Origin of the sequence: Thalassolituus sp. UBA3500 (genome assembly GCF_002377545.1) — a bacterium.
Classification (GTDB): Bacteria; Pseudomonadota; Gammaproteobacteria; order Pseudomonadales; family Oceanobacteraceae; genus Thalassolituus.
The window spans coordinates 13,975-35,891 of record NZ_DFQB01000042.1; the positions used below are offsets into that span (position 1 = coordinate 13,975).

Consider the following 21,917-nt stretch of genomic DNA (forward strand, 5'->3'; position numbering starts at 1 on the left):
AGGTCGATAAAAAGACCGGTGAAGTTGCTTAACCTCTATTGAAATAAGGCTTCGAATTAAAAGGAGAATGCCATGCAAGCTAAGAAGACGTTACTGGCGATCGCATTGGGGACTGCCACTCTGGGTGCATCTGCGTATGAAACTGAGTACGGCAATGCCTACGCTGATGTCAAAGTACGCTACGAGACCAATGATACTGACGATGCGACTGATAATGACGCCGCGACAGGCCTGATTACTGACGCTGCAGTCGGCTTTGAAACGCTCAATTACGAAGGGTTCTCGGCTCTTGTAGAATACGAAATTGTTCAGCCTCTGATTGACGATTACGCTCCCGAAAAGGCAGGCTATGATGCTATTGCAGATCCTGAAACCCGCGAATGGAACCGGGCCCAGGTCAGCTACAAAAAAGACGAATTCGGTGCAATCGTCGGCCGCCAGCGTATTATTCTCGACGGCGCACGTTTTGTTGGTAACGTAGGCTGGCGCGCAAACGAGCAAACGTTTGATGCTGTTACGCTGACCTATTCTAAAGATGAGCTTTCTTTGCACTACTCTTTCATTGATCAGGTCAATGGTATCTTGCCGAGGTTTGACGCCGATACGACAAGCCATTTACTAAACGCTGGTTATAAAGTAGGTACCGGTAAAATCACTGCGTACGCTTACCTGCTAGAAGACGATGATACCGAAAATAGTCAACGTGACACATTCGGCCTTAGCTACAACGGTAGCTATGATATGGATGGCACTAAACTCATCTATAAGGCCGAGTATGCTACTCAGAGCACGGAAACTGCAGACACTAACTACTTTGCCCTTGAGGGTGGCGCCGTGGTATCTGGCGTAACATTGGCACTGGGTAATGAAACACTGGGTAGCGATGATGGTAATGCAGCATTTGAAACTCCGTTGGCAACCAAACACAAGTTTAATGGTTGGGCGGATAAGTTCCTGAATACTAATGCTAACACCGGCGGTCTCGGCCTTAGCGATACCTACGTTAAGGCAGTAACTAAAGTCTCTGGTGTGAAACTGGTCGGTTTTTACCACACTTTCAACTCTGTTGAAGATGACGTTGATTTCGGTAACGAACTGGATCTTCTGGCAGTTAAGAAACTCGATGACACCTTCACTGTAGGTGCAAAAGCGGCGTTTTACTCTGCGGGTGATACCGGCGTAGATACCACTAAAATGTGGGCATGGGTTCAGGCTAAGTTCTGATACCCCGCAACGAAACTCAGCGGCCTGTGGCCGCTGTTTTCGTTTATTCTGTTATAAAAGGTGTGGAGAAGCGAGTGAAGAGTGAAGACAAGAAAGTAGAAAACCAACTGGTAATTATCGGTAACGGTATGGCGGCTAATCGCATACTGGAGGGGCTTGCTGAAGATCATCCATACGACCGGATTCTTGTGCTCGGCGATGAAAAGATCCCTCACTACAATCGCATTATGCTCTCACCTCTTCTCGCCAAAGAAACGACTCTGGCGAACATAACACCCCATGATGACGCATGGTATTCCAACTACCGTATATCGATTCAGCTGGGTGACAGTGCCACTCTGGTTGATACAGAACAAAAAATCGTTACCACCCAAAGCGGTCGTAGCTATCCATATGAAAAGTTGGTATTCGCCACGGGTAGCCGTTCGTTTATACCTCCGGTCAAAGGTGCAGATCACCCGGATGTCATCGGTTTTCGCACAATGAGTGATGTTGATGCTATGGAAGAAAAGCTCAACGGCCTTAAACATGCAACCGTAATAGGCGCTGGCTTGCTTGGCGTAGAAGCTGCCGTCGGGCTGAAACTACGAGGAATCGACGTCACTCTGATTCATCGCAATCCTGTTTTAATGAACCGCCAGCTTGATGCTAAAGCGTCTGATCTTTTAAAAGGGGCTTTGGAGGAACGAGGAATTGAAGTGATCACTGGAGTAAATCCAGAAGAAGTTCTGACAGACGACTCAGGGGTCCGCGAAGTATCCTTTGCAACCGCCGATACTCTCGAAAAACGCGATACTCAACTGGTTATCTTTGCAACGGGTATTCTTCCTAACAAAGAACTTGCGGATAGCTCAGGACTCAGCGTGAATCGAGGTATCTGTGTCGATGAAAGAATGCAGACATCTGCTGACGACATCTTTGCCCTGGGAGAATGCTGTGAGTTTTCAGGAACCACTTACGGTTTAGTAGCACCTATCTGGGATCAGGCCGACGTCATCGTCAGACAACTAACATCCAAAGATAACGCCAGTGGTTACATTGAGCGATCACACCTGACCAAACTCAAAGTATCGGGCCTGGACATCCATAGTATCGGTGAGTACGAAACACCGGAAGGCGCAGACGCCCTGGTACTGGAAGACCGAGAATATGGTGTCTACAAGAAAGTGATCCTGAAGGCCAACCGGATCATAGGTGCGTTATGTATAGGAGATGTCACCGACAGCCATTGGTACTACCAAATGATGGAAGAAAAAACAGACGTCAGTGACTATCGCGACATGCTCATATTCGGGCAAGCGTATTGTTCCGACGCAGCCTGATCAGTGATCAGACCAGACTGCGAACTCATTCCCACTGGGCTCACGGAAATGGAAACGCTTCCCTCCTGGAAACTCAAAAACCGGGCGCACGATTTCACCGCCAGCAGCACTGACCTTACTCATGGTGTTTTCTATATTGCGGCTATAAAACACCAGCAATGCACCACCTCGGGCGGGGTCAGAGGCTAACTCAGCCTGATAGAAACCGCCCATTAACCCCTGAAAGTCGAACGCTGTGTACGACTCACCATAATCGGTGAACTGCCAGTGAAATACCTGATTAAAAAACGTTTTGGTTGCTTCAAGATCACGTGCTGCAAACTCAACGTAATCCATCTTTTCGTGTTTCATCCGTTCCTTCCTTGTCAGTGGTTCTGTTCAAGACTGCCCGGTTACTCTGACAATAGCAACCAGGACTGAAGTATAACCACCAGCATAAGTATGGCCGATACTGCTGGCCATACTTTATCCGCGTGACGTTCGATCAGAGGCTTGCCAGAATACGTACTCACCAGAGCTTCATTCGGCTTTATCAGATCAGTCCAGAATTCGGACAGTGCGGAATGTCTGGCGCGAATATCAGGGTGGCAAGATTTTTCGATAGCCAGATCCAGCCATAAAGGAATATCAGAGCGTACTTCCCGCAGCGGTTGATACTTCCACTCGGAAACAGATCGTGCTCCCGTTCTGTGGATATGAGACATACGAAAAGGCTGTTCTCCACAAAGCATCTCATACACCATCACTCCTAGTGAGAACAGATCACTCTGAGTTGTCGCCGTACCGTACATAACGTACTCAGGAGCAATATAATTTACTGAGCCAACCGGGCAGTCTTCTTCCACAGGACTAGTAACTTCTGCCAGGCCCTTCACTTGCACCGTACCAAAATCAATCAGTTTCACCTGCCCCTGAGCGGTGATCATGACGTTCTCGGGTTTCAGATCGCGATGTACCATGCCCATGCGTTGAAACGCCCGCAAGGCCATCACTATCTGCTCAATAATGTTTCTTACACTGCTCAACTCCGGTTGTGGGTGATCGTTCATCCACTGACGCAGGGACTCTCCTTCAATCAGCTCACAGATATGATACATAAAACGAGCGTGTGGTTCGGGCGGTAGAATTTTCATAACATTCGCATGATCAACACGTGCCCCCACCCACTGTTCACGCACAAACCCCTCTAGATAGACTAGGTCTTCCTCAAAGTTCAGCGAGGGTGCCTTGAGCACATAACGTTTCTGATTACGTCTGTTCAGTACACGGTATAAATGACTGCGGGTTCCTGCATAGACAACCTGCTCAACCTCGTAATGATCAATACAATCTCCGGTATTCAACACGGGGGGAATAACGCGCTCAGTTAATACCCGATGAGTTTCCTCAATATTCTTTTCAGGCAGACTTTCGACCCGGATAATCATGGCGGTCAGGTTATCGTTACTGCCATTATTCAACGCCTGATCAACCAGAGATTGAGCACATTTCTCGAAATGAATTTGTGTGCTCTGTGATGTCAGTTCCTTGATCAGAGTGTCGCGCATCCGCTTATCTGTAAGAAAACCGTGAACTCCATCTGTCGTCATAAGGAGAACATCGTCGCTTTCCAGCGGCTGGTTCAGGTAGTCAACTTCGAGGTGAGTGTCCATGCCCATAGCGCGACTGAGGTAATCCTGACCATTCCCATGTTGATGAGTATGATCGCGGGTCAGGCATTCCAGAGAACCGTTTCTTAAGCGGTATACACGCGAGTCGCCCACATGAAAGACATGAAGAGTGCTCGATTTAAGCACGACCGAGCTAAGAGTTGTTACCAGAGAGTTATGCCGCGCACTCGCTTGCTGTCCATGATGATACAGCCAGGCATTGAGGGAACTCAGCACTTTTCCGGCTGCCGTTTTTACATCCCAACTATCCGGCGTGCTGTAATAATCATTTAGAAAATGAGTAACACTGGTGGTGCTTGCCTGTTGGGCGTTATCGCTACAACTCACGCCGTCTGCAATACAACAGGCAATTCCTTTATAACGGGCACTGTTTGTCGACGGCTGCCAGGCTGCAAAGGCATCCTGATTTTCAGGCTTGTTACCCGCTGTACTGAAACCTCCAAATATCACTTCGAGATTACGTTTGTTGCCTGACGACGTCATTTTCTTTCTCCCATAAAAAAAGTGGCCGGAGCCACTTTTTTACTGAACCGAGGATGATCAGTTTACACTGATCATCTCTACTGACCCGTCTTCACGGACTTCAGCAATGTGGCCTTTCGGTTCTTCCATGAACAGAAGAGTAATAAAGCCTACTACGGCGGTCGCTGCGATTACCATAAAGAAAACAGAATAATCGACGAACGACAGCACTGTAAGGTAAGTAACAGCACCAACGTTACCGTAGGCACCCGTCATGCCTGCGATCTGGCCTGTCAGGCGACGCTTAATCAATGGCACGACAGCAAATACAGCACCCTCGCCTGACTGGACGAAGAAAGAGCATGCCATGGCAGCAACTACGGCGAGCCAGAGCGGCCAGCTGCTGTCCACCGTCGACATTACAAAGTAGCCGATGGCAAGGCCAGCGGTAAGAATCAGCAAAGTCGACTTGCGGCCAAATTTGTCAGATAACCAGCCACCGCCTGGACGAGACATCAAGTTCATGAAGGCGTACGCCGACGCGACCATACCTGCCATAACAGGGTCCAGAGTGAAGGTTTCTGCAAAGAACAGAGGCAACATGGACACCACCGCGAGCTCTGAACCAAAGGTCGCAAAATACAGAATATTCAGAACAGCAACCTGTTTAAACTTGTATTGATGCATCTCCGGAACCGGCTTTTCAAAGATACCTTTGTTGACCTTCCAGACATGCGATACTTCGTAGATAAACAGTAATGCCAGACCGACATAGCAAAGCACTGCTGTTGTCTCACTGAGTAATGCCACACCGTTTGGTGAAAGCTTCCAGGTTAACAGTGCCAGTGCGGCGTACATGGGAACTTTCATAACCAGAAGAAAGAAGAAATCTCCCTTACTGGTCACTTCCATTGCACCGATATTTTTGGGCTTGAAATACGTCGATCCCTTTGGCGTATCAGAAACATTCATGTAATACACGACACTGAATATAAGACTCAGCGCACCTGTCGTCGCAACCGCGTAACGCCAGCCGTCATCACCACCAAACCACAAAGCAACAACAGGCAGCGAGAAAGCTGCCGCGGCAGAACCGAAGTTACCCCAGCCACCGTAGATACCTTCTGCCGTTCCCAGCTCGTTTGCAGGGAACCATTCGCTGACCATGCGAATACCAATAACAAAACCGGCACCGATAAAGCCCAGCAGGAAGCGCGCTAGAGCGGCTTGAACAAAGCTGTCTGCAAACGCAAACATAAAGCAAGGTATGGAACACACCGCCAACAAGCACGAGTATACGATTCGCGGACCAAAACGGTCGGTAAGCATACCGATAACAACACGAGCAGGAATTGTCAGCGCAACATTCAGAATCAACAGCGTCTTAATCTCTGACGGTGTCAGCCCCAGACTGTCTGCGATTGCCATCAACAGAGGCGCATGGTTAAACCAGACGACAAAGGTAATGAAAAATGCAATCCAGCTGAGATGCAATACTTTCATTTTCCCGGAAAACGAGAAAACGTTAAATTTTTCAGAGGTCATAAATGGCCTTAGTAACGATTACAAGCAATCAGGCATAGAGAGTGCCGCTTACGCGGCAGAACTCACCTGTACAATTCCGTTTTCAATGCGCACTGGAAAGTGTTCCAGCGTCACCGCGTCATCTTCCAGGCACTCGCCATTTGACAGATCAAAGTGCTGCTTATACAACGGAGATGCCACTACCGGGCGCTCTCCCACAGAACCAAGAATACCGCGTGACAATACATTCGCCTTTCCAAACGGATCATAATTGCTTATAGCGTACACAGTCTCGCCATCACCAAAGCGGAATACCGCTACTTGTTTTCCTTCTACCAACGCGCACACGCCAGTGTCAGGTACGAGATCTTCAAGAGAACAAACAGTTGTCCAGTCAGTCATCAGTCTTCTCCTGCATACAGCCTGTGCTGTATGCGATAAATTTTAATATTGTCTGAAAAAATCAGTGTTTCTCGGTGGTTAACTCAACCAGCTCAATACGTTCACTGTCTGTCGCTGGTCGTCGCTGTCCACGCTCACGCACATACAGAAGATTGTTATCTTCTTCTGCAGCATTAATGAAGTGACTGAAGCGCTTGAGCTTTTCTGGAGATTCAACCGTGGTTTTCCATTCGCACTGATAGGTGCCCACAACGCGGGTCATATCATTTTCGAGCTCACCACAGATATCCAGCTTATTATCGACAACAACTTCACGCAGGTAGTCGAGGCCTCCTTCGAGGTTTTCGAGCCACACAGATGTACGCTGCAGGCGATCGGCTGTACGTACATAGAACATCAATACCCGATCGATGTATTTGATCAGCGTTTCATCGTCCAGGTCTGTCGCAAACAGGTCCGCGTGACGTGGACGCATGCCACCATTGCCGCATACATAAAGGTTCCAACCACTTTCTGTTGCAATCACACCAATGTCTTTCGACTGTGCCTCGGCACATTCACGAGTACATCCAGAAACGCCGAATTTGATTTTGTGTGGTGCGCGAAGCCCCTTATAGCGATTCTCCAGCGCCACCGCCATGGAGACAGAATCAAGCACACCATAACGACACCAGGTGCTACCTACACAGGACTTAACGGTACGGAGCGCTTTACCGTAGGCATGACCTGTTTCAAGGCCCGCTGCAATCAGCTTCTCCCAGATTTTCGGCAACTCGTGGAGTTGTGCACCAAATAAATCGATACGCTGCCCACCAGTAATTTTGGTGTAGAGATCAAACTCTTTAGCAACTTCACCAATGGCAATCAGCTTATCAGGCGTAATTTCGCCGCCTGGAACACGAGGTACGACAGAGTAAGTACCGTCTTTCTGCATGTTGCCAAGGAAGATGTCATTAGTATCCTGCAGAGGCATCAGATCATCTTTCAGAACATACTCGTTTTTATAAGATGCCAGGATCGAACCAATGGTTGGCTTACAGATTTCACAGCCATGGCCTTTGCCGTGCCCTTTCAGCACTTCTGCAAAGCTGCCATATCCTTTCACGCGAACAATATCAGCGAGTTCAGCACGGGTATAAGCGAAGTGCTCACAGAGATCATTATTTACTTCAACGCCAAGGGCTGCGAGTTCAGAATCCATCACCTGCTTAGTCAAAGCAGCACAACCGCCACAGCCGGTAGTCGCCTTAGTCGCACCTTTTATGTCGCCCATGGTGCAGCAACCACCCTGCACTGCCGAAGCAATATCCCCCTTCGACACGTCATAACATGAACAGATCTGAGCCGTGTCGGGTAATGCAGTTACCCCCAGGCCTGCAGGCGCTTCGTCACCCAGTGCTGGCAGAATAAGTGCAGCTGGATTACCCGGGATATCCATATCGTTAAGCATGAGTTGCAGCAAAGTACCGTAGGATTCAGTTTCACCCACCAGCACGGCGCCAAGCAGTTTTTTACCGTCGGCAGAAACAATAAGTCGCTTGTAGACTTCTTCGATGTCGTCACTGAATACAAACGACTGAGAACCCGCCGTATGGCCATGCGCATCACCTATCGATGCGACATCCACGCCCAGCAGCTTAAGCTTGGTGCTCATATCAGCACCCTTAAAAGCAAGTTCCGGGGTTTTCAGATTTACCAGGGTGTCTGTGATGTGAGCCGCTGTGACTTTTGCCATCTGGTAGCCCGGTGCGACCAGACCGAAAATTTTACTGTCCCAGAGCGCACATTCGCCAATTGCATAGATGTCTTCTTCTGAGGTCTGACAATAATCGTTAATGACAATACCGCCGCGTTCGCCGACGTCGATGCCGAACTGTCGCGCAAGTTCATCCTGAGGGCGAATACCTGCAGAGAACAGAATCATATCTGTTTCAAGGTGTGAGCCGTCGGCAAAGTTCATGCGATAGCGGCATTCTTCGCCAGCGACAATTTCTTTGGTGTTTTTTTCAGTGTGTACTGACACACCCAGAGATTCGATTTTATGTCGCAGCAGATTACCGCCGCCTTCATCGAGCTGCACGGCCATTAAGCGCGGAGCGAATTCAACAACGTGGGTATCAAGGCCGGCTTCTTTAAGTGCATTTGCTGCCTCGAGGCCAAGCAGACCGCCACCAACAACAACACCCGTTTTGGATACTTCAGCGGACGCAGAAATTGCTTCAAGATCTTCAATCGTACGATAAACAAGGCAGTGATCCTGATCCTTACCCGGAATCGGTGGAACAAATGGATAGGAACCCGTTGCCAGCACCAGTTTGTCGTATCCTTCTATACGCCCGGTTGAGGTCGTAATGGTTTTGTTGTCGGCGTCAATTTCGACAACTTTCTCATTCTTTAAATAGGTAATACCGGAATCGTCGTATTCAGATTCTGTGGTGAGTGCCAGGTCAGCGGCGGTCGCCCCTGAAAAGTATTTGCTCAGCTGTACGCGGTCGTACGCAAGGCGAGGTTCTTCGGAAAAGGTGATTAATTCGAATTCTGAGGCTTTCTCAGATTCGGCCATAGTGGCGAGGAAGTTGTGGCCAACCATACCGTTACCAACAACTATGATGCGCTTCTTACTCATGGCGATGACTCTCTCTTATTCAGACATTCTTCTTGTCTCCTTAAATAAGTGCATCGTTGCTCTACTTACCCGCTACGCCGTTGCAGCAAACAGTATCGAATAGGCTTTAGCAATATGAGTGCCAAAGCGGTATCCAGAACCGCCAGATGCAATGGCAGGCCGTCGCGTCTGGTTTTCAGCCTGCCTGTCGGTGGGCTGGGAGTATCAGAACCACAGAGAAAAAGTGATCAGACTCCACTTTTCGCACCAGAAGAGTGCTCATTACAGTCTTATTGCACCCCAAAAAGGCAAATAAGATACAAGGTCACCAGTGACTTACCGAATCAACTTCTGAAAACGGGCCGGCCGATTCTGCTCACATATCACCAGGCTCAGTTGCCACGGGCGTTGAGGCGGGTCTGAGTATGAATAAATGACTAGCATCTCAGAGTTGGCACTCTTTTTGTTTAGTCATTACTAAGACCTTGTGCATTGGCAGGGAGCCAGATTCAGCGGTCCAGACACCAACGTTGGTGTCGTCGTTTTGTGTTGTGTTTATGAGCATTGGCGCTCGCGGGTAACTCCGCGGGCGTTTTTTTTTGCTCACGAAAAGGCTTGAGAGTAGCAAGCCAACTATGTGGATAGCCCTATGAGTCATAAAAAGCTACAGGTTCAGACAACATGTCCATACTGCGGAGTAGGATGTGGTGTGGATATTTCTGTCGACGAGAAGGATATTGCGCCTGTCGCTGGAATGAAGTCGCACCCAGCAAATTTCGGGCGTCTGTGCGTTAAGGGATCTGCGCTGCACGATACTCTGGATCAAACCGACCGTTTGCTACACCCGACAATGAATGGCCAGGCAGCTGATTGGGATACCGCACTGAACCTGGTCGCCGATAAGATCCGCCAGGTAGTCTCTACCCATGGTCCGGAAGCGGTTGCGTTCTACGGGTCAGGCCAGCTTCTCACAGAAGATTATTACGTCGCCAACAAGTTGATGAAGGGCTTTATAGGCAGTGCGAATATGGATACCAATTCGCGTCTGTGTATGGCGTCGGCCGTAGCCTCTTATAAACGCTCTATCGGCAGTGATACCGTTCCGGGGTGTTACGAAGATCTCGAGCAGGCAGACCTTCTGGTCATCACTGGCAGTAATGCTGCCTGGGCTCATCCGATCCTGTTCCAGCGGATGGCTGCGGCGAAGAAAGCCCGCCCGGGTATGAAGGTTGTTGTGGTCGATCCACGAAAAACAGCGACCTGCGATATTGCAGACTTACACCTTCCGATAAAGCCAGGCAGTGACACCACTCTATTTAATGCTCTGCTGACCTACCTTCACCAGCAAAATGCTTTGGACACACACTTTATTGAACAGTGTTCAGAAAACATTGGCGAGGCACTTGTGGCGGCATCGAAGGCGGCGCAGGACTTTAGCGACCTCGCGGCTATTACCGACGTAAATCAGCAGGACCTCGAAACCTTCTTCGCCTGGTTCCGCGACACACCAAAGACAGTGACCTTTTACTCTCAGGGCGTTAATCAGAGTATTGATGGCACTGACAAAGCAAACAGTATTATCAACCTGCATCTTGCAACCGGTCGGATAGGCAAGCCTGGTGCCTGTCCGTTTTCAATTACGGGGCAACCCAATGCGATGGGCGGGCGAGAAGTTGGTGGGCTGGCAAATCAGCTGGCCGCCCATATGGATTTCTCGCCGGCCGACCGGGATCGTGTGCGGCGCTTCTGGCAATCACCACACATTGCAGAAAAACCGGGACTGAAGGCAGTCGATCTGTTCAACGAAGTAAAAAATGGAAAGATTAAATTCCTCTGGATTATGTCCACGACCCCACTGGTCAGCATGCCAGATGCTGACGATGTTAAAGAAGCCATGAAGCACTGCGAACTTGTCGTGGTATCTGATTGCATGGCTAATACTGATACCACCGCCGCTGCTCATGTGCTCTTGCCCGCAGCGAGCTGGGGAGAGAAAAACGGTACTGTCACAAATTCCGAGCGCCGTATATCTCGTCAACGAGGCTTCTTGCCCCCTCCGGGTGAAGCGCGCCCGGATTGGTGGATAATTACTCAAGTCGCCCGCCGCCTGGGATACGAAGAAGCATTCCCTTATGAACATCCGGCTGAAATTTTTGACGAACACGCACGCCTGTCAGCGTTTGAAAATAATGGCACACGCGACTTTGACCTCAGTGGCCTGACCAACATGAGCCGTGAACAATACGATGCACTGGCTCCTGTGCAATGGCCGGTCAACGACGCCTTCCCTGCCGGTCGTCCGCGTTTTTATGACGATGGATATTTCTATACCAGATCGGGCAAAGCGAAATTCATTCCTGTCGTTGCGAAATCACCAACGTCATCGGCGACCGGACTGACTATGAATACAGGTCGGGTAAGGGATCACTGGCATACAATGACCAGAACCGCAAAAGCGCCTGTACTTGCCCGACACATCGCAGAACCTTACGCGGATTTTCATCCTGAAGATGCGATGCGCTTAGGAGTAAGAGATAAAAAACTGGTCAGATTATGGAGCGAGCGTGGCGAGATTATCGTACGCGCTCAGGTTCGCAGCGATCTCGCTCAGCGCAAGGGAGAGATTTTTGTACCCATGCACTGGACAAATCGCTATGCCAGTAAGGCCCGGATGGGAGCACTGATCAACAAAGATAATGACCCGGTATCCGGACAACCCGCTCTGAAAATGACGGATGTTAACGCAGCGGTATTTTCAACCGAGTGGGAAGGATTTCTCCTGACCAGCAAAGACCTTGGTCACCTCGATACAGACTACTGGGTCTATAACGTCACTGACACGGGTCACATGTATGAAATCAGTGGGCAGAACGATCCGGTCGAATTTATCCGTTCGGTCAGGAACCAATTTGAATCCGATCATTGGGTCATGTTCAGCGACCCGACCAACCTGCACTATCGCCTGTGCCTGATTGAAAGAGACCAACTCAAGGCGGTTTTATTTATTCACAAAGACTACGACTTCAGTGGCCGACAGTGGCTAATCGATATTTTTGGACAGGAAGAGCTTTCCATCCACGACCGCCGGGCCATTCTGGCCGGACGCCCGCTTGGCAAAGTAGAAGATAAAGGCGCCATCGTGTGCTCTTGTTTCCAGGTGGGTGAAAACACCATTCAAAAAGCGATAGCGGGCGGCTGCACCGGTGCTGATGAGTTAGGTGCCGAACTGAAATGCGGTACTAACTGCGGCTCCTGTATCCCAGAGCTGAAATCTCTTATTGCGAAATACCAGCCCGCAGAGGCTGTGGAGTAAGACAATGAAAAATACACAGAAACAACCCGGTAAAGTATGGCTCGTCGGCGGCGGTCCTGGTGACCCTGAATTACTGACGATCAAAGCAATGAGAGTCATCAGTCAGGCTGATATCGTTTTATACGACAGCCTTATTTCCGATGAGATACTCGATATGTTGCCGCAGAAGTGTACCCGCATTCATGTCGGGAAACGTTGTGGTGCACACAAAATGACTCAGGTAGATATTCAGAAACTACTGCTAACCAGCGCGCGCAAGTACGCCCGTGTGGTGCGCCTGAAAGGCGGAGACCCGTTTATTTTTGGTCGCGGAGGAGAAGAGCTGGAATATCTGCAGAAGCATGGTATTGAGGTCGATATTGTTCCGGGGATTACCGCAGCAGGTGGCTGTGCAGCCGCAGCAAAAATACCACTGACTCATCGTCAATATGGCAACGCTCTTATGCTCGACAGCGGCCACAGTCAGTTCGGTGAGTACCAGAAAAGCCAGAGCCCCACCCGGGTATTTTATATGGGTGTAAAGCAGGCCGGGATGATCACTGCCAGCCTTCTTAGCGAGGGGCTGGCAGACGCCACCCCCGTCGCCCTGATTGCCAATGGCACATTACCAAATCAGGAAGTACATACGGGTGTCTTAATGGATCTGCCTTTTTTAGCTGATCGATATTCAGGCGCAGGTCCGGCTCTGATAATTGTTGGCGAAGTCGCAGCGTTCGCTGCGCGCAACCAGGTTCTGGCCCACGGTGAAGCCGTGGCGTAAGCACACCGGCGCAAGCCGGATTCCCAAGTAAGCTGTTGGTCCAAAGCTGAAAAGCGAACTTTAGGACTCGCCCCATGCCGCAAGGCCTGGGGCTTTTTTATGAATAACAGACACAAAAAAGGCAAGCGAAACGCTTGCCTTCTTTTATCAACGCAGAACGATCAGATCGCTACGATGTTCTCTGCCTGAGGGCCTTTAGCGCCCTGAGTCACAGTAAATTGAACAGACTGGCCTTCAGCCAATGTCTTGAATCCAGCGCTTGCAATAGCACTGAAGTGAGCGAAGACATCTGGACCTGATTTCTGCTCAATAAAGCCAAAACCTTTAGCTTCGTTAAACCATTTTACAATACCAGTAGTAGTATTAGACATAATAAATATCCTGAAATATAAGAGTTTTTATGCGCCCTCTCTCAGTGAAATACCGAAACGGGCACGAGGAGCGGGAAATATAAAGAGAAATTCTGAAACTACAGGACGAAGTAATACTAAGAATGCGACGCAACGTTGGTAACGAAATTGGACTTCCTTTCAAGCTGTACCCATAGTCTGCCTCTTCTGAACCAAAGTCAAACTATTTCGAACACTCAAAAAACATGACACATAGACCAGTCTTCTCTGGATTTGAAGAATTTAACCTACTGTCGGGGTCAAAGTAGTAGCTCAAAGTTAAGTAAAGCACTTTCTTTGGTTATGAATATCAAAGTCTCCAGGCTATTGAGGCTATGAGCAGGAAACACAGAGCGACGAACCATAATTGATGCTTCGGCCTACAGGGCTAATTCGTTTTAGGGTTTAAAGAAAGTAATACTCATTGGATATACCCAAAGTTCTCCATTATTGGCTTTAACTGCAGCAATGATAGCAAATACCAGATTCAGAATTCCGAGTACAAAAAACGCCAATGCACCGATGACAAAGATCCAGAGAATAAAACAAACAATAGAGTATATAACCAGGCTCAACAACCAGTTGGCAGTAACCTTGCCATGCCGGTCGATCTGGTCATTTTTGTCCTTATTCATCAGCCACATAACAATAGGCAGAATTAGCCCGAGGCCAGGTATCAGAATACTGCTCAGCTGACTCAGGTGAATCATTGTGCAGTAGGTGCTGACGGGCATTCCCCAATATTCTTCATTTGATTCTTTCATCACATTACCTCCCTTTCACATACTCACTTAAGGTATCACAGCCGAAAAAACACCCCGTCAAGCGGGGTGTTTTGTTCTTACGGCGAAGCCTGAAAATCAGCCTTCTACAGCGAGTGACGACATATCCATCACGTAGCGATGAGATATATCCCCTTTCGCCATAATCTCAAAAGCGTCGTTCACTTCATCCGGGCGAATGATCTTACATTCAGGGTGAATATTATGCTTACCGCAGAAGTCGAGTACTTCTTGAGTTTCTTTAATGCCACCAATCAGGGAGCCTGCAACGCGACGACGCCCCATCACCAGAGGTACTGTCATAAACTCTTCCATAGGCCCGACCTGACCAACGAGAACAATAGTGCCGTCGATATCGAGTAATGGCGAGTAAACGGAAACATCGTGTTTCACTGGCACGGTATCAATAATCAGATCGAAAGAAGCCGCCGCTTTTTTCATCGCATCTTTGTCAGTGGATGCAAGAATACCCGTCGCGCCTAGTTCTTTAGCATCGGCTTCTTTTTTATTTGAGCGGCTCAGCACGGTTACTTCTGCCCCCATAGCAACCGCCAGCTTAACCGCCATATGCCCAAGACCACCTAAGCCTACGACACCAACACGACTACCCTCTTTGACGCCCCAGGTGCGTAGTGGTGAGAACGTGGTAATACCTGCACAGAGAATGGGTGCAGCCTTCGACATATCAAGAGTGTCTGGAATACTGAGCACAAATTCTTCACGCACCACGATGTGTTTAGAGTAACCACCCTGAGTAATGGTGCCGTCAATACGATCAGGCGCCCCATAGGTAGGAGTCATACCTACGCGGCAGTACTGTTCTTCATGACCGTGACACTGATCGCATTCCTGACAGCTATCAACCATACAGCCTACGCCGACGTTATCGCCGACTTTGTAGTTCTTAACATCGGCCCCCACTTCGATCACACGACCAACAATCTCATGGCCCGGCACCAGCGGGTAAGGCTGAGGCCCCCAGTCACCATTTACGGTATGCAGGTCTGAGTGACAGATGCCACTGAACAAAATCTCAATAGCGACATCATTTGCACGGAGTGCGCGACGTTCAAAGTGGTATGGCACCATTTCGGCGTCAGAGTTATGTGCTGCGTAACCTACGGTTTTCATCAGTGCTCCTTCAAGAGTCTTTGGATTCATCAGATTTCAATAGACAGTCTAAGCGTACAGAGTATCCGCGCACATGTCTGAAACAATCTGTTTCTTGCACAAAACTCCTGAAAAATCGACTTTTGTTACGATATAACTCGTTAGAACATACGCCCGAACGACAAATTTATTCCAAACGACTGCTCCGCGTCAGTCAGGGGGCTGTCTGATATTTCATCACCATACGTCGTGTGAGTAAGCTGAAGCCGGGTCATTCCTCCAGCAAGACTGCGGGTGAAGAAAGCCAGGCTGACTTCCGGATTGATAGTACCTGACGGTGTGTACTCCGGGCGCCATGGACGTGCTTCGTCGTCGGTCACGCCGTAGTAGTAATCCACGTAATCTGTGCTCTGATATTCCGCGCCGATACCCGGCTCTACAAAGACTGAACCCAAGGGAATAACATAGGAAACCCTCGCAGCAGCCTCATAGCCAGAGTACACGTTCAGAATATCGTGGATTGCATTCACACTCAGGTGCCAACGCCCCGGGCGATAAGCAAGCCCTACGCCTCCTGCCATTGAGTAGCCGCGATCGTCCATGCCCTCAAAGATAAGGCTGTCTGATTCACGGTAGCCCGCGAACACCGGGCTGAGTATCAGTGACGCAGTCAGATTACCCGGCCGGTAAACATCGTAGGTTGCGTAAGGACCATAGAGATTAAGCCGGTCACCACGATAAATAACCAGTGGGACTGGTATAACCCGGCTTTCAAAGTCGCGGTAGACGTCCTCAGATCCCACCACCGCAACGCCCCAGGACCAGGGGGATTTATCCGCAGCCTGAGTGTAACAAGCGAGCGTTAAAGCAATGAATAAGATTAAGACCCTGCAGGTATGTAACAACATACGACCTCGTCCGGTTAATAGTTCAGGATAATTACGGAGTGTCATTAAGAGCCCATAACTGCCTGCTCAGTTCCGCTATTTCGATTGGGTCATAAATACTGCGCTCAGCCTGAGCTTCTGACAACGTTCACAGTCATATTGAGAAGCTCAACGGGATCGCCAAACTGAGTATAAATAGCTACATCGGCAGCATCACGACCATAAGCAATCGCAACTCGACCTCCCTGCAACCCGGTTTGTGTCGGATCAAAGGTATACCAACGATCGCCGACGTAGGCCTCAAACCAGGCGTGCAAATCCATCGGCTGTAAACCTTCAAGGTAGCCCACGACCATACGAGCGGGAATAGACAACGCTCGACAACAGGCAATGCCCAGGTGCGCCATGTCACGACACACGCCATGTCCCTGCTCATTAACTTCTGTCGCACTGATGATGTGTTGGCCATGGCCCGGTGTATAACGAATAGTATCCCGAATGTAGGTCACAATCGCCTGACACTGGTCGTAGCCCGGCGACTGACCAGCTACAAGGCCGGCTGCCAGATCAGTGAAACGATCCGCTTCACAATAACGGCTCGGCCGCAGAAATGGCAAAGTGTCATCGGGCAGTGACTGAACCTCAATAAAAGGCGCACCGGGAGCTGAGTCTACTGCATCGGCTGTTTCTATCTCTACCGAGGTGTGAATAGAAAAACGACCGGGTGGCGCTACCAGGCGCTGACACAAGTTACCAAAACTGTCGGTGAACTCGACCGCGGGAACACTCGGTGCGAGTACGTACTCTTCACGGGCTATCCACTGCTGGTAGCCGCTGCGCGGACGGATCATCAGCAAAAAAGGCGTTGCTACTGGAATATTAAAATCTAACGCACAGGCCGCGCTTAACCACATAAGATACCCCGAAAGGTTGAGGTGAGTAGAGAGACTCGCCAGAGAATGTGCCACTAAGCTAACACTTAAAGATGACACTTCCAAAATAGACTGTCATGAATGGGGACAGGATAACGATCAGCGTTTAAAAACCAGAACCCGGCTCTTTCAGGAACTCTGACTCTTCATCTGTCGATTGACGCCCAAGTATGGCATTGCGATGAGGATAGCGCCCAAAGCGGTCGACGATGGCTTTATGCTTCAACTCGAATTCGTAATTATTTTCAGGGGTATATTCCCTGAAGAGTTGCACTGCCACTTCGTGAATCTGCTTTGATTCACTGTGCATAAATGGCATCAGAAGAAACGTACGTTGATCAATATCATTCAGTAGGTCCAGAGACCCTCGCGTTACAGCCTCTTGCGCAAGAGCAAGCGCCAGTGCGTCTTGCGAAAATGCCTGGGCGGTATCCCTGTAGATATTTCTTGAGAACTGATCGAGAACGATAATTTCAGCCAGGCGGCCTTCTGCTGTTTCACGCCACTCACTTAACTCACAGAGCACTGCCCGGTGCAGTGTATGCCCAAAACGATCCTTGAGCATACTGTCGAACATCGCATCTTTGATCCACCATTGCTTGGGGGTGATTTCGTCAAACCAGAAATCCAGGATGGCGTCTGCACTGATTTCCATAAGGCTATAAATTATCCGGGTGACAAGGACAATTGGTCAGGTGGTCATTGACCATTCCCATGCTTTGCATAAAGGCATAACAGGTTGTTGGGCCAACGAAACCAAAGCCGATCTTTTTCAGTGCTTTGCTCATTGCTTTCGATTCATCGGTCTGGGCTGGACACTCTTTTAATTGTGCATAGCGATTTATAATGGGCGACCCGCCGACAAACGACCATAGCCACTCGCTCCAGTTAAGCCCTTCCTTTTCGGCAGCTACCCAAGCGCGGGCATTTTTGCGGATGGCTTCCAGTTTACCCCGATGCCTGATAAGGCCCGCGTCCAGAAGACACTCCTCTATGTCCTCATCCGTCATCGCGGCCACCAGCGCAGGATCAAAACCATGGAAACGCGCCCGGTAATTTGGCCGCTTTTTCAGTACTGTAATCCAGCTCAGTCCCGCTTGCTGGCCTTCAAGACAGAGTTTTTCAAACAGGCGATGTTCGTCGTAGCAGGGCTGGCCCCACTCCGAATCATGATACTCAACATAGAGTTCACCCTGCGCCCACGGGCAGGTTTCAAGGTGTTTTGACATAATAGGCTGAATCACTCGCCGGTTTCGGCTTTCTGAAAGACCAGAGTTCGATTGTTGGCAGGCATTTCCTCATCCGCTCGCAGGTACAGATGAAACTGACGAGCCAGAAGCAGAATCTGCTCAAAATCTTTAATGCCGCTGTCCGGGTTTCTTCCACGAAGCCATTGATCAAGCTCTACATTGCCCTGACTGGTGTATTGGCCATCGTAGTTATAGGGGCCGTACAGCATCAACAGACCGCCAGCTTTAAGCACGCGACTAATACCGCGAAACATTTTCTCGACCTCCGGCCAGCTGACAAAATGCACGACGTTAGCGCTGAAAACGACATCGGCGTCACGTGCTGGCCAGATATCCTGTTCAACGTTAAGTTCCAGCGGATCAAGAAAGCCTTTCTGAGCAGCATGCTTACGCCACTGACGAATATCATCAAGACGTTCTCTTAATTCGGTAGGTTGCCAGCGGATACCGGGGAGATTTGCTGTCATATACGCGGCATGCTGACCTGTACCGCTACCCACTTCAAGGATGAAGGCGTTTTCAGGTGCGTACTTACCCAGTACGTCCAGAATCGGGCGTTGATTTCGAACGCACGCATCTGCTGTGGGGAGCTCTGCGATCCCTGGTTCATTATTTAACAATGATCTCTCCGGGTTTCCAACGTCTTCTTATACACGTCCGTGTGACTGGATTATCTCACAGACGCAGAATGACACAACGGCCGTCCTTATGAATCAGGCGAAATACTTAGTCTTTTTTGATTCTGTTCACAAATCATACAACAGAAAGTCACACATGACAGTCAGACAAAAGGCTTGTTAGCCGCGATTTATCATTAATGGCTTCGTTCTTACCGACTCATTAAAGGGCTTATACATAAAGGGTACATGCTTTAGAATACAGCCATTAACTAATGACCCGATGGCCTATTGTCTCTATGCGCGCTACTCAATTTCTTATTGCGACCGAAAAAGAAACCCCAGCTGATGCGGTTGTGATCAGCCACAAGCTGATGCTCCGCTCCGGTATGATCCGTAAACTGGCTGCTGGCCTGTATACCTGGATGCCGCTTGGCCTTCGCACGCTGCGTAAGGTCGAAAACATCGTTCGCGAAGAGATGGATCGTGCAGGCGCTCAGGAAATCCTGATGCCGACGGTTCAACCTGCCGAGCTGTGGGAAGAATCTGGCCGTTGGTACCAGTATGGTGGCGAGCTGATGCGCCTCAAGGACCGCCACAATCGCGAGTTCTGCTACGGCCCGACCGCCGAAGAAGTGGTGACAGACATCGCTCGTAACAACCTGAGCAGCTACAAGCAACTGCCGATGAACCTGTACCAGGTTCAGACCAAATTCCGTGACGAAACGCGCCCGCGCTTTGGTGTCATGCGCGCCCGCGAGTTTATGATGAAAGATGGCTATTCCTTCCACGCAAATGAAGAAAGCCTGCAGGAAACCTACGAGCGTATGCACGAAGCCTACAGCCGTATTTTTAACCGTCTGGGCCTCGACTTCCGCCCGGTACTGGCTGACACCGGCTCCATTGGTGGCGCATCGTCGCACGAATTCCATGTACTGGCAGAATCCGGCGAAGATGATATCGCCTTCTCTGACAGTTCAGATTACGCAGCGAATGTCGAACTCGCAGAAGCGCTGGCACCGGCCGGTGAACGCCCTGCGGCATCGCAAGAACTGGAGAAGGTATCTACCCCAGACGTCACCAGCATCGAAGACGTTGCTGCACTGCTGAACGTTGCAGCCTCAAACGTGCTGAAAGCCATTGTCGTTCGCGGTACCAGTGAAGCCGAAGACGCTGAAGAAGGCGAAGTCGGTGAGCCTGTGGTGCTATTCCTGCGCGGCGACCACCAGCTGAACGAAATTAAAGCCGAGAAACTGCCTGGGGTACTGAGCCCACTGCAGTTTGCCAGCGCCGATGAAGTACAGAAAATTGGTGGCGTTGCCGGGTTCACTGGCCCTCGTGGTCTGTCTGCGCGTGTTTACGTCGATCGCAGTGCCGCACACATGTCGGATTTCGTATGCGGTGCGAACGAAGCCGACGCTCATTTCACTGGGGCAAACTGGGGCCGTGATTTTGAAGAAGGCACCGTCGCTGACCTGCGCAATGTGGTTGCAGGTGACCCGAGCCCATGTGGCCAGGGTACGCTCGACATCAAACGCGGTATCGAGGTGGGTCATATCTTCCAGTTGGGCACAAAATACTCCGAAGCCCTGAAAGCAACGGTACTGGACGAAAACGGCAAAGACCGCGTGATGATGATGGGTTGCTACGGTATCGGCGTCAGCCGTGTGGTTGCAGCAGCCATTGAACAGAATAATGATGACAACGGCATCATCTGGCCAGACGCCATCGCTCCGTTCCATGTAGGCATAGTGCCCATGAACATGCACAAATCCGAAGCTGTAAAAGAGGCCGCTGAAAAGCTCTATAGCGAGCTGACCGAAGCCGGCTTTGAGGTCTATATGGATGACCGCGACAAGAAAACCAGCCCGGGCGTTAAATTCGCTGACATGGAGCTGATGGGTATTCCTCATCGTGTTGTGATCAGTGACCGCGGCCTCGAAGCCGGTGCACTGGAATACAAACACCGCAGTGCTGATGAAAAAGAAGAAATCCCGGCTGACAGCGTACTCAGCGTTCTGAAAGAGCGGATTAATCTCGGATGATCCGATGCCAGCTCGTATTCCTGTGGTTCTGTGTCCGGCATGTCCGGGCCAGCCTTACCATGGCAATGCTGGTGCTGGCCCTGCCCTCTGGCGCTATGACCAGCGCCGATCCAGACCCGGAGCTCAGATCTGCATTGATCGAAGCGGTCAATGCTTCCGACTCTTTCGGCGATCAGTTCGATGCACAGGTCTGGCTTATGGATATGTCTGGAAGACTTAAACGCTATCGCAGCATGCGTGACGACAAGGTTCGCCTCGAATTGCTTCGGATGATTCATCAGGAGGCAACGCGAGCCGGCCTACAGCCGGAACTGGTGCTGTCTGTGATACAGGTCGAAAGTGCATTTGATCGTTTTGCTCTGAGCTACGTAGGCGCTCAGGGTTATATGCAGGTTATGCCTTTTTGGAAAAATGAACTCGGGCGGACTGAAGATAACCTGATGGATACCCGTACTAACCTTAGGTACGGCTGTACGATCCTCAAACACTATCTTGACCGTGAAAAAGGTAACCTGATTCGCGCCCTCGCCCGCTACAACGGCAGCCTGGGTAAAACAAAATATCCTGAAAAAGTGCTCATGGCCTGGGACAAATACTGGTTTGTGAACTACTGAGCAATCTCT

At 49.9% G+C, this 21,917-nt stretch carries 19 protein-coding genes; 6 read left to right on the forward strand and 13 right to left on the reverse strand.

The features are described from left to right. Positions 1-72: 72 nt before the first annotated feature. A complete protein-coding gene (locus tag B2R29_RS10320) occupies positions 73-1,224 on the forward strand; it encodes an alginate export family protein (RefSeq protein ID WP_301180992.1) in 1,152 nt (383 codons plus the stop codon). A 74-nt stretch (positions 1,225-1,298) separates the two neighbouring features. Beyond that, entirely contained in the window at positions 1,299-2,546 is a 1,248-nt protein-coding gene (locus tag B2R29_RS10325) for an NAD(P)/FAD-dependent oxidoreductase (RefSeq protein ID WP_301180993.1), read from the forward strand. Here B2R29_RS10325 and B2R29_RS10330 read toward each other — a convergent pair whose 3' ends face one another. The 5 genes from B2R29_RS10330 to nirB all read right to left on the reverse strand — a co-directional run bounded on the left by B2R29_RS10330 (position 2,547) and on the right by nirB (position 9,230). After that, complete coding sequence (locus B2R29_RS10330; RefSeq protein WP_301180994.1) at positions 2,547-2,897, reverse strand: VOC family protein; 351 nt, start codon at positions 2,895-2,897, stop codon at positions 2,547-2,549. Between the two features lie 41 nt (positions 2,898-2,938). Further along, positions 2,939-4,699 carry a bifunctional protein-serine/threonine kinase/phosphatase gene (locus B2R29_RS10335; RefSeq protein ID WP_301180995.1) on the reverse strand — a complete coding sequence of 587 codons (1,761 nt, stop codon included), beginning with the start codon at positions 4,697-4,699 and terminating at the stop codon, positions 2,939-2,941. A gap of 57 nt (positions 4,700-4,756) precedes the next feature. Further along, the gene (locus B2R29_RS10340) at positions 4,757-6,223 is read right to left on the reverse strand and encodes a NarK family nitrate/nitrite MFS transporter (protein WP_301180996.1); all 1,467 of its coding nucleotides are present in this window, start codon (positions 6,221-6,223) and stop codon (positions 4,757-4,759) included. A gap of 48 nt (positions 6,224-6,271) precedes the next feature. Next, positions 6,272-6,604 (reverse strand): nitrite reductase small subunit NirD, encoded by a 333-nt coding sequence (gene nirD, locus B2R29_RS10345; RefSeq protein ID WP_301180997.1) that lies wholly within the window; start codon positions 6,602-6,604, stop codon positions 6,272-6,274. A 61-nt stretch (positions 6,605-6,665) separates the two neighbouring features. Then, entirely contained in the window at positions 6,666-9,230 is a 2,565-nt protein-coding gene (nirB, locus tag B2R29_RS10350; RefSeq protein ID WP_301180998.1) for a nitrite reductase large subunit NirB, read from the reverse strand. 628 nt (positions 9,231-9,858) lie between these two features. On the opposite strand from nirB, the gene B2R29_RS10355 reads away from it, so the two are divergent. Together B2R29_RS10355 and cobA are read left to right on the forward strand one after the other, a co-directional pair. Next, entirely contained in the window at positions 9,859-12,522 is a 2,664-nt protein-coding gene (locus tag B2R29_RS10355) for a nitrate reductase (protein WP_301180999.1), read from the forward strand. Between the two features lie 4 nt (positions 12,523-12,526). Then, a complete protein-coding gene (cobA, locus tag B2R29_RS10360) occupies positions 12,527-13,282 on the forward strand; it encodes a uroporphyrinogen-III C-methyltransferase (protein WP_301181000.1) in 756 nt (251 codons plus the stop codon). 161 nt (positions 13,283-13,443) lie between these two features. Here cobA and B2R29_RS10365 read toward each other — a convergent pair whose 3' ends face one another. From B2R29_RS10365 to B2R29_RS10400, 8 genes are all read right to left on the reverse strand, one after another. Then, the gene (locus tag B2R29_RS10365) at positions 13,444-13,653 is read right to left on the reverse strand and encodes a cold-shock protein (RefSeq protein WP_301181001.1); all 210 of its coding nucleotides are present in this window, start codon (positions 13,651-13,653) and stop codon (positions 13,444-13,446) included. 416 nt (positions 13,654-14,069) lie between these two features. Then, positions 14,070-14,435 carry a DUF4870 domain-containing protein gene (locus tag B2R29_RS10370; RefSeq protein WP_301181002.1) on the reverse strand — a complete coding sequence of 122 codons (366 nt, stop codon included), beginning with the start codon at positions 14,433-14,435 and terminating at the stop codon, positions 14,070-14,072. A gap of 96 nt (positions 14,436-14,531) precedes the next feature. Next, positions 14,532-15,584: an NAD(P)-dependent alcohol dehydrogenase gene (locus B2R29_RS10375; protein WP_301181003.1), complete on the reverse strand. Its 1,053-nt coding sequence runs from the start codon at positions 15,582-15,584 to the stop codon at positions 14,532-14,534. A gap of 140 nt (positions 15,585-15,724) precedes the next feature. Next, entirely contained in the window at positions 15,725-16,516 is a 792-nt protein-coding gene (locus B2R29_RS10380; protein WP_301181004.1) for a MipA/OmpV family protein, read from the reverse strand. A gap of 59 nt (positions 16,517-16,575) precedes the next feature. Continuing rightward, complete coding sequence (locus B2R29_RS10385) at positions 16,576-17,364, reverse strand: transglutaminase family protein (RefSeq protein ID WP_301181005.1); 789 nt, start codon at positions 17,362-17,364, stop codon at positions 16,576-16,578. Between the two features lie 124 nt (positions 17,365-17,488). Further along, positions 17,489-18,037 carry a DUF924 family protein gene (locus B2R29_RS10390; protein ID WP_301181006.1) on the reverse strand — a complete coding sequence of 183 codons (549 nt, stop codon included), beginning with the start codon at positions 18,035-18,037 and terminating at the stop codon, positions 17,489-17,491. Between the two features lie 4 nt (positions 18,038-18,041). Then, the gene (locus B2R29_RS10395; RefSeq protein ID WP_301181007.1) at positions 18,042-18,611 is read right to left on the reverse strand and encodes a DNA-3-methyladenine glycosylase I; all 570 of its coding nucleotides are present in this window, start codon (positions 18,609-18,611) and stop codon (positions 18,042-18,044) included. Between the two features lie 11 nt (positions 18,612-18,622). Beyond that, complete coding sequence (locus B2R29_RS10400; protein ID WP_301181008.1) at positions 18,623-19,252, reverse strand: DUF938 domain-containing protein; 630 nt, start codon at positions 19,250-19,252, stop codon at positions 18,623-18,625. A 296-nt stretch (positions 19,253-19,548) separates the two neighbouring features. Here B2R29_RS10400 and B2R29_RS10405 point away from each other — a divergent pair, with 296 nt between their 5' ends. Beyond that, the gene (locus B2R29_RS10405) at positions 19,549-21,294 is read left to right on the forward strand and encodes a proline--tRNA ligase (protein WP_301181074.1); all 1,746 of its coding nucleotides are present in this window, start codon (positions 19,549-19,551) and stop codon (positions 21,292-21,294) included. After that, a complete protein-coding gene (locus B2R29_RS10410) occupies positions 21,291-21,908 on the forward strand; it encodes a lytic transglycosylase domain-containing protein (RefSeq protein WP_374047297.1) in 618 nt (205 codons plus the stop codon). Before B2R29_RS10405 ends, B2R29_RS10410 begins: the two co-directional genes overlap by 4 nt. Positions 21,909-21,917: the final 9 nt, after the last annotated feature.